General features: G+C 39.9%; 7 protein-coding genes. 6 read left to right on the top strand and 1 reads right to left on the bottom strand.

Annotated elements, in window-relative coordinates:
• The first annotated feature begins 6 nt into the window (after window positions 1-6).
• The 3 genes from Q4575_RS01550 (at window position 7) to Q4575_RS01540 (ending at window position 6,112) form a co-directional block, all read left to right on the top strand.
• Window positions 7-3,234 (top strand): parallel beta-helix domain-containing protein, encoded by a 3,228-nt coding sequence (locus tag Q4575_RS01550; protein ID WP_303521106.1) that lies wholly within the window; start codon window positions 7-9, stop codon window positions 3,232-3,234.
• Between the two features lie 64 nt (window positions 3,235-3,298).
• Window positions 3,299-4,813, top strand: coding sequence for an SO2930 family diheme c-type cytochrome (locus Q4575_RS01545; RefSeq protein WP_303521105.1), 1,515 nt, complete (start codon window positions 3,299-3,301; stop codon window positions 4,811-4,813).
• Window positions 4,814-4,846: 33 nt separating this feature from the next.
• Entirely contained in the window at window positions 4,847-6,112 is a 1,266-nt protein-coding gene (locus Q4575_RS01540) for an SO2930 family diheme c-type cytochrome (RefSeq protein WP_303521104.1), read from the top strand.
• An 8-nt stretch (window positions 6,113-6,120) separates the two neighbouring features.
• Here the strand turns inward: Q4575_RS01540 and Q4575_RS01535 are convergent, their stop codons facing one another.
• On the bottom strand, window positions 6,121-6,870 hold the full coding sequence (locus tag Q4575_RS01535; RefSeq protein WP_215963058.1) for a YciK family oxidoreductase: 750 nt from the start codon (window positions 6,868-6,870) through the stop codon (window positions 6,121-6,123).
• A 217-nt stretch (window positions 6,871-7,087) separates the two neighbouring features.
• Between Q4575_RS01535 and Q4575_RS01530 the strand changes: the two genes are divergently transcribed.
• The 3 genes from Q4575_RS01530 to Q4575_RS01520 all read left to right on the top strand — a co-directional run bounded on the left by Q4575_RS01530 (window position 7,088) and on the right by Q4575_RS01520 (window position 13,486).
• Window positions 7,088-9,733, top strand: a complete 2,646-nt coding sequence (locus Q4575_RS01530; RefSeq protein ID WP_303521103.1) for a VolA/Pla-1 family phospholipase — start codon at window positions 7,088-7,090, stop codon at window positions 9,731-9,733.
• Window positions 9,734-9,848: 115 nt separating this feature from the next.
• Entirely contained in the window at window positions 9,849-10,880 is a 1,032-nt protein-coding gene (gene sohB, locus Q4575_RS01525) for a protease SohB (RefSeq protein ID WP_215963010.1), read from the top strand.
• A gap of 206 nt (window positions 10,881-11,086) precedes the next feature.
• On the top strand, window positions 11,087-13,486 hold the full coding sequence (locus Q4575_RS01520) for a prolyl oligopeptidase family serine peptidase (protein ID WP_303521102.1): 2,400 nt from the start codon (window positions 11,087-11,089) through the stop codon (window positions 13,484-13,486).
• The last annotated feature ends 8 nt before the right edge of the window (window positions 13,487-13,494 follow it).

Below are 13,494 nucleotides of genomic sequence, written 5' to 3'. Positions count from 1 at the left end.
GAGGTCATGCAAACTACTGCATTCGTGAGAACTATAGTCGCACTATCAGTCGCAGCGGGAATTGTTGCTTGTGGAGATAGCGCACCAGATGTCGAAACATTAATCGACGAACAAGTTCAAGTAAGCACAGAAAACAAAGTATACACCGGCTCAGGTGGAGCAGCACCTCAGGTTCCTGATGTTGACACAAGTAGCGTGACTGATTCTTTGACAATTGCTTATGACGAAAGTGATTATCCGTTTAACGCCGAAGGCGCCAACAAGTTTTACTATGGTATTGATGCACAAGCTGCTGTTATTCCTGACACTGGGATAATGCTTGATTTCACTACTCCATCAGGCGGTAATTCAACAACTTACCCAATCGAAGTTGTCTTAAAAGCATTAGATGATGCTAACGATGCGGCGACTGAGCCAACCAAAGTTGTTTTGGTAATGCCTGAAGGGCACTTTGTGTTAGATCAAACATTCAACATCGATTTAGCCGACTACGAAAATCTGTCAGCCGTCACGATTATGGGTCACGGTATTGATAAAACGACCCTTGACTATAAAGGCGCGAGTGTCGCTAAAGATGGTTTCCTCATATCAAATGGGGCTAACTTAGAGTTAAGTCATTTCTCAGTTTTAGATTCAAACAATAACGCCATTAAAGTCACAAAGACCGATGGTGTTTATATGCATCATTTAGGCACGATATGGCCTGGTACACCTGATAAAGATAACGGCGCATACGGTTTATACCCAGTTGAAACCAAAAATGTCATCATCGAAGATAGCTTTTCTTATGGTTCAGCTGATGCCGGTGTTTATGTCGGGCAGTCAGAAAAAATAGTCGTTAGAAATAACTTTGCCGTAGCAAACGTTGCTGGTATTGAAATTGAAAACTCCAAAGACGCTGATGTTTATAGCAACTATGCGTTTATGAATACCGCGGGTATTTTGATTTTTGACCTTCCTATCGGTAACAATCATTACGGTGATGGTACGCGTATATTTAATAACGTGTCGATTGCAAACAACACTGAAAACTTTGCTAATGCCAGCGCAAATCCTGCAGGTGTGCATATCGCACCTCCTGGATCTGGGATCATAGTGTTAGCGTCTAGAAATGTTGAAATTTTTGATAACGACATTTCTGGAAATGATTCGTATGCAATTGCGATTGCAAGTTACTTTTTAGCTGAACAAGATTTTACAAAATATGCTGATCCAAACCAACTAGGCGGAGTTATCGCGAACGGCTGGAAACCAGTACCACGCGGTATTAACGTTCACGACAATCGAATTGCTGAAACTGGTGGAAACCCAAGTGGTGCACTGCTTGAAGATCCTTCTTTACCCATCATTGATGGTTTTGTTGGAATTAACGGATTAATGCCTGCAATTTTGTATGATGGTCTTGGCCAAAATTTAGCTGAAAATTCTATTCTTCAGCCAATGGGCGAATTGCCATTTAGAGCAAATGAGCAAATTTGTGCAACAAATAATGGCGGCGCTACTGTTGGCGAATTATTTGACCACACAACGGCATCAAACGCTTTTGCAATTATGCAAGGAAATGGTTTCCCATCTTTTGAAATTGACCTAACTGGTGAATCACTACTTAATTGTCAATTAACTGAACTGCCTGTTTACACTGTAAAATTTGATGGTGTTGAAATGGGTTGTGGCGTTGATGATATGGGCGAAGTTTGTACCGCTGCAACACCAGCTCCAACTCGTGTTGATGAGTTAACGATTGCCGTTCCTGATAATGCTTATCCAATGAATGCTGACTCAGATACTGCTTTTTACTATGGTTTAGACGAAATGGCAGTCACCATCCCTGATGGTGCAATTATGCTCGATTTTACCACGCCGAGTGATGGCAACTCAGCAACTTACCCAATTGAAGCTGTTTTAGAAGCGCTAGATACAGCAGATCAAGCTGCTACGGCCCCAACACATGCTGTTTTGGTTATGCCTGAAGGGCGTTTTGTTCTGGATCAAACCTTTAACATAGATTTAGCGGATTACAGTAATTTATCTGCGGTTACGATTATGGGTCATGGTATAGACAAAACCATTTTAGACTATAAAGGTGCGAGCGTAGCTAAAGACGGCTTCCTTATTTCAAATGGTGCAAATCTAGAACTCGCACATTTCTCAGTACTGGATTCCAATAATAACGCCATTAAAGTCACTAAAACAGACGGTGTCTACATGCACCACGTCGGTACAATTTGGCCTGGTGTTCCAGACAAAGACAATGGCGCGTATGGTCTATATCCTGTAGAAACGTCAAATGTAATTATCGAAGACAGCTTTAGTTACGGTTCCGCAGACGCAGGTGTTTATGTCGGTCAGTCAACCAATATCGTTGTTAGACGCAATTTTGCGGTTGCAAATGTCGCTGGTATTGAAATTGAAAACTCAAAAAATGCCGATGTTTATGATAACTATGCATATATGAACACCGCAGGTATCTTGATATTTGATTTACCGATTGGTAATGGTAACTACGGAAATGGAGTTCGTATCTTTAATAACGTATCCATTGCAAATAATACCGACAACTTTGCAAATGCAAGTAGTAACCCAGCAGGTGTGCATATCGCACCTCCAGGTTCGGGCATGATAGTGCTAAGTACAAATAGTGTTGAAATATTTGATAATGTAATTGCTGGAAACGAATCTTATGCAATAGCAGTATCGAGCTACTTCTTAGCCGAACCAGACTTTGCAAAATATGCCGATCCGGCTGGACTCGGTGGCGTTATTTTTGATGGTTGGAGACCAGTTCCTAGAGCAATTAATATGCACGACAATGAAATGGTTATGAATGCTACTCGACCTCGCGGTGCGTTGATTGATGACGTCGTAACTGGCTTCTTTGGCTACAACGGCCGATATCCTGAGATCCTATATGACGGTTTAGGTGAAAACCTGGCAAATATAGGGGCGATAGCTGATATGGGTGAAGCTGCATTTACCGCTAACGATGCCATATGTTCACAGAATAATGGTTACATGAAAGACGGTGTAATGCAGAATATATTGGTTGGTACTGTATTTGATTTCACAGGTGTAATACCAGCAACGACAGGCAGTGAATATACCTTTACTATGAGTGAGTCATTGTTGGATTGTAGTCATGACGCTTTACCGGTTTACGATGTTGAATTTAATGGGACAACTTACGGTTGTGGCATTGATGATACGACATCTGTAGCGTGTAAAACAGACGACTAATTTTAATTTGAAACAATAGATGAACAAAAAAGGGGGGAGACCCCCCTTTTTTTAGGTGGATCCGATGATGTATAAAAAATTACTCACAATAATTATTTTAGGTGGACTGTCTTTAACCGGTTGTGGCGGTGGTTCTGATCCAGATGGAAAAGAAGACGTTGCGATAATTGATACAGATAATGACGGCGTTGCTGATAGTAGCGATGCATTTCCAAATGATGCGACAGAAACAAAAGATTCTGACAGCGATGGTGTTGGCGATAACGCAGATGCATTCCCGAACGATGCAACAGAAACAACTGACACTGACAACGACGGCGTTGGTGACAATGCCGATGCATTTCCGAACGATGCAACTGAAACTGTTGATACAGATGAAGATGGTTATGGTGATAATATTGATTTCGCACCAAATGATCAGAACATTTGGTTAGAATCGCAATTGAAATATTCTGGTTTATGTACGCCAGATAGTGACAAGGTCAATTTTGATGCTCTAATGGAGGAAGATTGCGAATATCTATCTGCTTTCAATTTATTTAGCGATATGACAAACCCGACTGAGGGGATTTTAGGCTCAAATTCGTTACCTTATGATTTATCCATGCCGCTTTTTACTGATTACGCGACAAAATATCGATTTGTTGTGATGCCAGACGGAACAACTGCAAATTATAACGAAAATGAAGTGTTTGATTTACCTGTTGGTTCTATATTAGTTAAAACCTTTTCAATGCCAGCAGACACGGCAAGCAGAGGGTTCGAAAACGAAACGTTGATTGAAACACGATTGTTGATCCATCGTGATGACGGTTGGGATGCCTTACCTTATGTTTGGAATGAAGACGGTACCGATGCGAAGTTGGCTAAATACGGTAAGCAAATAGCCAATACAAAAGTTAAGCATGATGGCGAAGATTATGACTTTACATATGTTGTTCCAGCGAGAAGTGACTGCAAACAGTGTCACCAATTAACCGATCTTGATTCTGCCGGAAATATTGTCGATGGCACTTCAAGGTTTGCGCCTATTGGACCAAAAGCGCGATTACTTAACTATGATTTCAGCTATGACGATGAAACAAAAAATCAAATCGCAAAATGGTCTGTCGAAGGTATGTTAACCGGTGCACCATCCGATTTATCAACTATTAAGTCTATTCCAAACTTTAAAGACGAAGACATCAGTTCGGTACTGACATTAGAAAGTAGCGAGTTAATGGTATTTGCCAAAGGGTATTTTGATATTAACTGTTCACATTGTCATCGCCCTGAAGGTAGTGCAAGCAATACAGGTTTCCACATCGAATATTGGCGAGATTTTGATTCACAGCAAAACAAACATGGTATTTGTAAACAACCCATTGCTTATGGTGGTGAAGGATTGGGATATGACATAGAGCCAGGTGTCGCAGTTGAGTCAATTGTTTATGCACGTATGGACTCAAATGAGGCCAAAGTTCGAATGCCAGAAATTGGCCGTTCTTTAATCCATAAGGAAGGGGTATTGTTAATTGGGGAGTGGATTAGTCGCCTCAATAGTGCGCCGTATAATCTCAGCTCCTGTACGAGCGATTAACATTGGAAAGCCCTTAAAAAGGGCTTTTTATTTATGAAAAAATCACACCTTATTTTCTATATTATCATGTGCTTTTGTCTATTCTCGTGTGGTGAAACATCGAAGACAACACCACCAGAAGATGTGGTCGATGTGCCAAAGGACGATGATAGCACCGACATTGTTGTCGACGAAAATGATGACAAAAACGACGACGAAAACGCGGTAGAAACGCTAGAAGAGAAACTCGCGCGTTTAGCTTTGGCGTCTCCAGCAGACTGTCAGCAAGATTCAACAAGCGTAAATTGGGATGCGCTTAGTCACGCGGATTGTAATTTGTTAAGCCAATACAAGTTATTCAAGAACATTAAACAACCACAATATGATGCAAATGGAGCAGGGCAATATTATCAATTGTCGGCTGAACTATTTAGTGATTACGCAAGTAAGTATCGGTTTGTGTTTTTACCTGAAAACTCACAAATGACGTATTCCTTTGACGACGCTTTTGAAATGCCTTTAGGAACGGTCTTAGTTAAGACATTTGCTATGCCATTTGATACGGCCATTAGAGGCGCAGAACACGAACGATTGATTGAAACTCGATTATTAATCAAACGCACCGATGGTTGGGTTGCGTTGCCGTTTAAATGGACCGACGATGGTGAAGACGCTATTTTAACTAAGTATGGTGCATTGGTTGACGTAGTTATGACGAACGCACAGCAAACAATAGATTTTCGTTATGAAATTCCGTCTAAGACGACCTGTAAAAATTGCCATCAAAAAGAAACGGACACAAATGAGTTGGTGTTTTTACCCATTGGTTTAAAAGCCCGTTTTTTAAATTGGCCTTTAGCTAACCAGTCAGAAACGCAACTTAGAAACATGCAAATTAATGGGTTGTTGTCAGGTGATGAGACAGACATTGCAGCGACAAATACAGTACCTAAATTTCCAGTCACTGACCTTGAACTTGATCAAGCAGCCAAAGGCTATCTTGATGTTAATTGTGCTCATTGTCATCAAGACGGCGGACTTGGGGGCATTTCAGGGCTTAGATTAGAATACTGGCGCGACGCTACATCAATCAAACATGGGATTTGTAAAAAGCCGCCTGGATATGACGGAGGCCTAAATCATCTTTCATATGACATTGTGCCAGGGAATGCAGAGCAGTCTATTTTGCCTTATCGAATGTCGGTTACGACCGCTAAAGACATTATGCCGCCCATTGGACGACATAGTGTTCATTTAGAAGGCATTAAACTGATAAACGATTGGATTAATCGTATGCCTATCGTAAGTTGTAACAATTAACGTTTTGGCTATTTGGGTTGAGCGTCTAGTGATTCGCCATTAACATCAACTGATTGATCAGACATTAAATAGACATAAGTTGGCATAATGTCTTCTGGTAACTTAAGCAGGGATACGTCTTCAGAAGGGTAGGCTTTCGAACGCATGGTTGTTTTTGTAGCCCCTGGGTTAATGCAATTTGTACGAATATTTGTATGACCAAATTCATCCGCCATTGTTTGCATTAAGCCTTCTGTTGCAAATTTTGAAATTGCATATTCACCCCAAAATGCACGACCTTTTTTACCAACGCCGCTTGATGTAAATATAACGGATGATTTATCGGCCTTTTTTAGCACCGGAATTAATGCTTGTGTCAAAAATAACGTCGCCTTTAAGTTCACTTTCATCACTTTATCAAACGCATCTTCATAGATATGATCGATGGGATTTAGCGAATTTAAAATTGACGCATTGTTAAGTAATCCGTCCAATTTACCAAATTCACTTTCAATAGTTAGGGCCATATCTTTATAGTTTTTAACCGTTGCGCCCTTCATATCGAGAGGAATTATAGCGGGTTCTTTACCACCTTCCGCGACTATTTGGTCGTAAACAGCCGTTAATTTTTTAACAGTTTTACCTAATAATATGGTTTCAGCACCTAGTTTTGCGTAGGTCAAGGCAGCTTGTCTGCCAATGCCATCACCGGCTCCGGTGATTAAGATGACTTTACCGTCGAGTTCGTTTGCTGCGGGTTTAAAACTTACGTGATTCATTTCGGCCAATAAAATTCTATTTATCAAAGGCCGACATATTACCTCTTCAATTTAATAAAATCATCGTTACAAAATTATTATTCTTAATTTTTATTTAGGGACTAGCTAAAATTAAATTTCTCATGTAACTTTAACTGGTCTAAGCTGTTTAGAAAGTCCCATAATTAAAGCCGTACCTACAAACGGATAATAAAAAAAATAGGACCTGGGGAGAAAAATGAAAAAATTAGCAATAAGTATAGCCGTAACGAGTATTCTAGGGCTCACTGCCTGTGACGATACAACGTTAGAAAATATTCAAAAAGATTCAGCGTCACTAGTTGAAGCAAACGAACCGCAACCTAAAGTATCGGTAGTGTTTGACCCTTCAAATGGCAAACTGAGTGTTCCAAATGATTTACTCTATAGTGGCACACAAGATTTCACTCTGGAAATGCCAGAAGAAGTTGCTTCTAAAGCTGCCGGTGAATCTGTCAATTGGGCAAGTCCAGCTTCTGCATTGGGTGCCTTAGACGGATGGGGTACTCAAAATCCATTCACTATTGAACTTGCGTATGACTCAGGTGTGACGTTGGACGCAACCTCTATAATGTCTGGTGATGCGGTTGCATTGTATGAAGTTGTTAAGTTTCCTGAACTTTCAGACCCAGATTGTGCCGATGCTTCTAGAGCAGGTCTAATCTGTAAAGGCACTGCAAGACTAACGTTTGGCGTTGATTATGTAACAACACTGTCTGGTGGCAACATCGCCGTTGTTCCGTTAAAGCCGCTTAAAGCGGGCAAGTCATATGCTGTGGCGTTAACTAAAGAAATTAAAGACTCTAATGGTAATCCATTAAATCCTTCTTCGACCTACGCGTCGGTAGAACAAGATATAAATACACTTCCTATTGTACATCCTGATCTAACAGCGTCTGAATTAAATGAAACTCAAGCTGGTATTCGATTATTACAAACAATGTTTAATAATTTCGAAAACACACTTGCTGATACATTTGGCGCAAATAAAGACGCGATTGTTTATACCCAAGTATTTACTGTGCAATCAGCAGGTGTACCGGGAACGGATCCTCTTCAGATAACAAAATTGTTAAACGCACAGAAATTTGCGGGAATGGCTGCGGCTGACCCGTCAAGCGTTGCGACTTTGATGTTGTCACAGGGTTTTAACGTCGCTCAAGCCTTTGCTCAAGCCGGCGCTATTGAAAATGATCCTGATTCACTGCCTTACAAGCTCTATTCATCTGCTGATGTATACGGCGCTCAAATTAGTATGCCTTATTACCTAGAGAATGCTGAAACAGGCAGCCCATTAACGGGACGCTGGGAAGCGGCATGTGATAGTGGCGTAATGTTGCAATCACTTACTCAAGACCAACTTGTAGCACTTTCAGCGAATACTGGTGATAATCACGAATTGTGTTCAAGTGCGCAAATTGGATTGGCAGATTTTGGTATTGATACTCAACGTCATTTAACTAAGTACAATCCTGTACCTAAAGTTAAGAGTATGGAAACTGTTGATGTACAAATTACCCTTCCTAATCTGGATAATGCTAACTCCATACGAGCAGAACAAGGCTTAACGCCGCTTGCTGGTAGACCAGATGCAGGTTGGCCAGTTGTTATTTTACAACACGGTATTACAAGCAAAAAAGAAGATATGCTAGCCGCGACAGGTTTCTTATCTATGTTCGGATTTGCTACGGTAGCGATAGACCATCCTTTGCATGGTAGTCGTGGTTTTACAGATGATGGTGTTGTTATTAATGCATCAACTGAAAACCCTACGCATTACTTAAACTTACAAAGTTTGTTAACGGCGCGTGATAACGGCCGTCAATCGGTAGCCGATGCGTTACGACTTCGTTTATCACTTAATGCAATGGCTGATGTAACGGCATATTCGCAAGATGGTGTAACACCTCCTGATGCTGGTGTAATCGACTCAACTCGAGTTTATTACATGGGACACTCACTGGGTGCGATTACAGGTACAGCTTTTACTGCAGTAGCTAATACGCCAGCGAATACTGGTGATGCAGCAACTGATGCAGCGATAAATGCGGCTTATAAAATTAACGCCTCTTTCCTAGCCAACGGTGGCGGTTCATTAGTTAACTTCCTATTGGAATCAGCGTCGTTTAGTCCGTTAGTTAAGGCGTCAGTTATTTATGGTTTGGGCAATGAGTTAAGCCAGTCTATGGCGCTAAATTTACAACCTGCTAACTATGGATTAATTGTTGCTCAAGAGCCATCATGTGGCGCGGCACTTAACGAAAACTTTGAAGTTGTTGATCAAAATATTGCTTTGGTTTGTGCCTACAATGCATTTGTAGCCTCAGCAAGTGACGCTGAAAAAGCTGGAATGGCGTCCGCATTTGCTCAGTTCTCATTTGCTGCACAAGCAATTGTAGAAGCCACTGACCCAACAAACTATGCAGGTTTGTTAGCGGCAACCCAAACACCAGTATTGATGATTGAAATGGTTGGCGATATTGACCGTGGTGGTGACAACCCATCAGATTTAGTTGTTCCAAACTTCGTAGCAACTAATCCTATGGCAGGAACAAGCGGTCTAGCGACCTCAATTGGTCTGCAATCGATAACTGAATCAATGATGGACTCTAGTGGTTCGGTAAGCGGTATTGTCCGTCTAACGGCAGGATCTCACAGTACAATATTGTCTCCTGCGACGAGTTTAGGTGGGAATTACCCAACATTGTACGCGCTATTAAACCAAGACCTGAACTTAATGATGAATTACTATTTCTTAAGTGATGGTGCTTCAGTTCAGATTGGCGACAATACGCTAGGTGCTTGCCTTGTTAAAGGTGGTAACCCGGAAACGTGTAGTCAGTAAAAAGCCAAAATTAAAAAGACCAGCTTCGGCTGGTTTTTTTGTTTTTATCACTTCAAAACGTTGAATTTTGCAAAAAAGTCCCCACAAATGTTGGGTTGAATATAAGGGGAATCCATTGGAATTTTTATACGAATACGGTTTGTTTTTGGCCAAAATTGCTACGGTTGTTGTAGCCGTTGGTATTGTTATTGGGTTAATTGCGGGTGCCGCAATGAAAGGAAAATCGAGCAAGAAGGGCGAATTGTACTTAGAAAATATCTCTGAATCAAAAGAGCAAGAGATTGACGATGTAAAAAAAGCCATGCTTGATAAAAGCCAAATTAAAGCATTAGAAAAAGCAGAAAAGAAACTTAAGAAGGCAAAGTCAAAAGCGAAAGATGATGAAGCTAAAACAAAAGCTAAGTTATTTGTTATCCGTTTCGACGGTGGCGTAGATGCTCAAGAAGTTGAATCTCTTCGTGAAGAGATTAGTTGCATTATTTCGGTTGCTGAAGAAAATGATGAAGTATTAATCAATTTGGAAAGTCCCGGTGGAGTGGTTCATGGCTATGGGCTTGCCGCTTCACAAATTGATCGTCTTAAAAATGCAAATCTTAAAGTAACAGTTGCGGTTGATAAAGTGGCTGCAAGTGGCGGGTATATGATGGCCTGTGTTGCGGATAAGATAATTTCAGCACCTTTTGCAATTATTGGTTCAATTGGTGTGGTAGCTCAAATACCAAATATTAATCGTCTTTTGAAAAAGGTTGATATTGATATTGAACAGCATACTGCGGGCGACTATAAACGAACGCTTACTGTCCTAGGTGAAAATACCGACGCAGGGCGTGAAAAATTCAAGCAAGAGTTAAATGAAACACATGATTTATTTAAACAGTTTGTAGCGGATCATAGACCAGAGGTTGATATTGATAAAGTGGCAACTGGTGAACATTGGTATGGAACTCAAGCCAAAGATCTCGGTTTAGTTGACGAAATATTAACAAGTGATGATTTTGTACTAACGAACTTAACAAAATACGACGTTTATAAAATTGAGTTTAAGATAAAACATAATTTGGCGGAAAAATTTGGTATAGCCGCTGAACTTGGCTTGAAAAGGGTATTTGGTGTTTTGTCTTCGTGGTCGGTGACTAATACTAAATAATGCTCATATAACTCGTTAATTCGATTAATAAAAGAATGAAACGTTAGGCCAGGTGCCTAACGTTTTTGTTTTTGCCACTGTAATTTTCAATCGGTTTACATTTTAGGATATTCGTTAATAGTATTATTCTGTTAATTCGCCGTCTCAATATGGCGAAGTAACCCAAACAATGGTTAAATATTGACAACTCATTTTTGGATTACAATATGAAAAATAAATCGATTTTACTCTCGTTACTACTATTTCCATTATTTACCTTTGCGGAAAGTTCAGAATTAACCCTTGAAAAAATAATGTCAGATCCTAGTTGGATTGGAGCCGCACCATCTTCTGCTGCGTGGCTTGCGACATCAGATTCTGTTGTATTCCAGCAAGAAACGGAAACCGCCATTGAAAACCTGATGAAAGTGAATTTATCAAGTTTATCCCAATCAAAGGTGCCGATAGAAACATTACATTTAAACCACCAAGACGAGTTAGTTTTTAACCGAAATAAAACCCTAGCAGCCTATGTTTTTGAGGGTAATTTATTTACTGTCGACATTGCAATCAACAAGGTAACGCAACTTACCTTTTCCAGTTCAATTGAAAATGAACCTATGTTTTTGAACGACAATCGATTGTTATTTTGGCGCGATTTTAGTGCTTATGTTTTTGATCTAAATTCGAAAACTGAAAAAGAACTAGTCAAACTAAGTTTTGAAAAAAAACCTGAAGCACCAAAAATTAAAGATGATGTAATTAGTACTGAGCAGCACAAATTAATTAAGTTTGTTGCGAATGAACATAGAGATGAAGTTGAGCGATTCAATTACAGTTCAATGATTAATCAAAAAAATAAAAGTGTATTTTCTCAGGAGTATTTTTTCTCACCTGAAGACAGACTTGTCGATGTGTCTATTTCACCACGTGGTGACAAGATGATTGTTGTTACTGCGAAAAAGAAAAATTGGCGAAGTGACGGCGATATCATGCCAAATTATATTGGTGACGATGGCCGAATTCATGCTGAAAAAGTTAGATCTAGAGTCGCTGACGCTGAACCTAATCAACAAACATTTTGGTATGTGGATTTAATAGATAGAAAACAGTCTCAGATCACTATTTCAAATTTGGATGATTTTGACAAAGACGTACTTAAATCTGTTAAAACCGAGAATGCTAAGGCATTAGGTAAAAAGTACAAAAGTGAAAAACAAGATAGAACCGTTAATTTGATTATTGATTGGAGCTGGGAGCAAAGCCCAATTCAGTGGCAACAGTCTGGTGATAATGTCGCTATCATGTTGGAAGCTTGGGATAATAAAGACCGTTGGATAGCCACAGTTGATTTTGATAAAAGCAAGTTGAAACAGCAACATCAATTACATGACGATGCGTGGATAAACTACACATTTAACGATTTTGGCTGGTTACCAAATCAAAACAAACTTTATTTTTTATCAGAACAAAATGGGTATTCTCATATCTATACAAAATCGATTTCTAGTAAAAAGGTTCGACAGGTTACTGATGGAAAATTTGAAGTATCAAGTTTAAAAGTAAACTCGGATGGTTCATCGTTTTTCTTTAGAGCGAACGTAAACCACCCAGGAGACTACCAAATTTACCGTGTAGCAACTGACAGCAAAAAACAAAGTAAACCTGAAGCGTTAACTTCGATGTTAGGAAATAATGAATTTTCTATATCTCCTGATGAAACAAAATTACTCATAACGCATTCAACACTAACTCGCCCAAATGAGTTGTTCTTAGTTGATTTAACGAATAACAATCAAGTTACGCAGTTAACTCAAACGGTATCGAAAGAATTTGCTGACTACAATTGGCAGGCACCAAAAATTGTTGCGGTACCGTCGTCAAATCAAGAACAGCCTATTTACTCTAAAGTTTATTATCCTAAAAATTATGATCCAGCTAAAAGCTACAAAGCCGTAATCTTTAATCATGGCGCCGGGTACACGCAAAATAGTGACTATGGATTTTCCTATTATTTTAGGGAGTTTATGTTCCATAACTTTTTGACTCAACAGGGTTATGTTGTAATGGATATGGATTACCGAGCATCTAAAGGGTATGGCCGCGATTGGCGTACGGCAATTTATCGTCAAATGGGTACACCGGAAATAGAAGATTTAAAAGATGGTGTTAACTGGCTAGAAGAAAACGTCAGTGTTGATAGACAACGTGTTGGAACTTACGGTGGTTCATATGGCGGCTTTATGACATTTATGGCCTTGTTTACAGCGCCTGATTTGTTCCAAGCAGGGGCTGCGTTGCGTCCAGTTTCCGACTGGGCCCATTACAATGACGGTTATACGTCTAATATTCTCAATCGCCCAACAAACGATCTTTTAGCCTATCAACGAAGTTCACCAATATATTTTGCAGAAGGACTCAATAAGCCTTTACTAATTAATGCGCCAATGGTCGACAACAACGTGTTTTTTGTTGACGTTGTGCGACTCGTTCAGCGCCTCATTGAATTAGAAAAAGAGAATTTCGAAACGGCTATTTATCCTGTTGAACCGCATGGGTTTGTTCAACCTTCAAGTTGGTTAGACGAGTATCGTCGTATTTTTAAGTTGTTTGAAACTCACTTATAACGCTTAAA

The organism is Psychrosphaera sp. 1_MG-2023 (genome assembly GCF_030548245.1).
In the GTDB taxonomy this organism is placed as follows: Bacteria; Pseudomonadota; Gammaproteobacteria; order Enterobacterales; family Alteromonadaceae; genus Psychrosphaera; species Psychrosphaera algicola.
The sequence above is the reverse complement of the archived record's forward strand: the minus strand, read 5'-3'. Positions and strand labels throughout refer to the sequence as shown.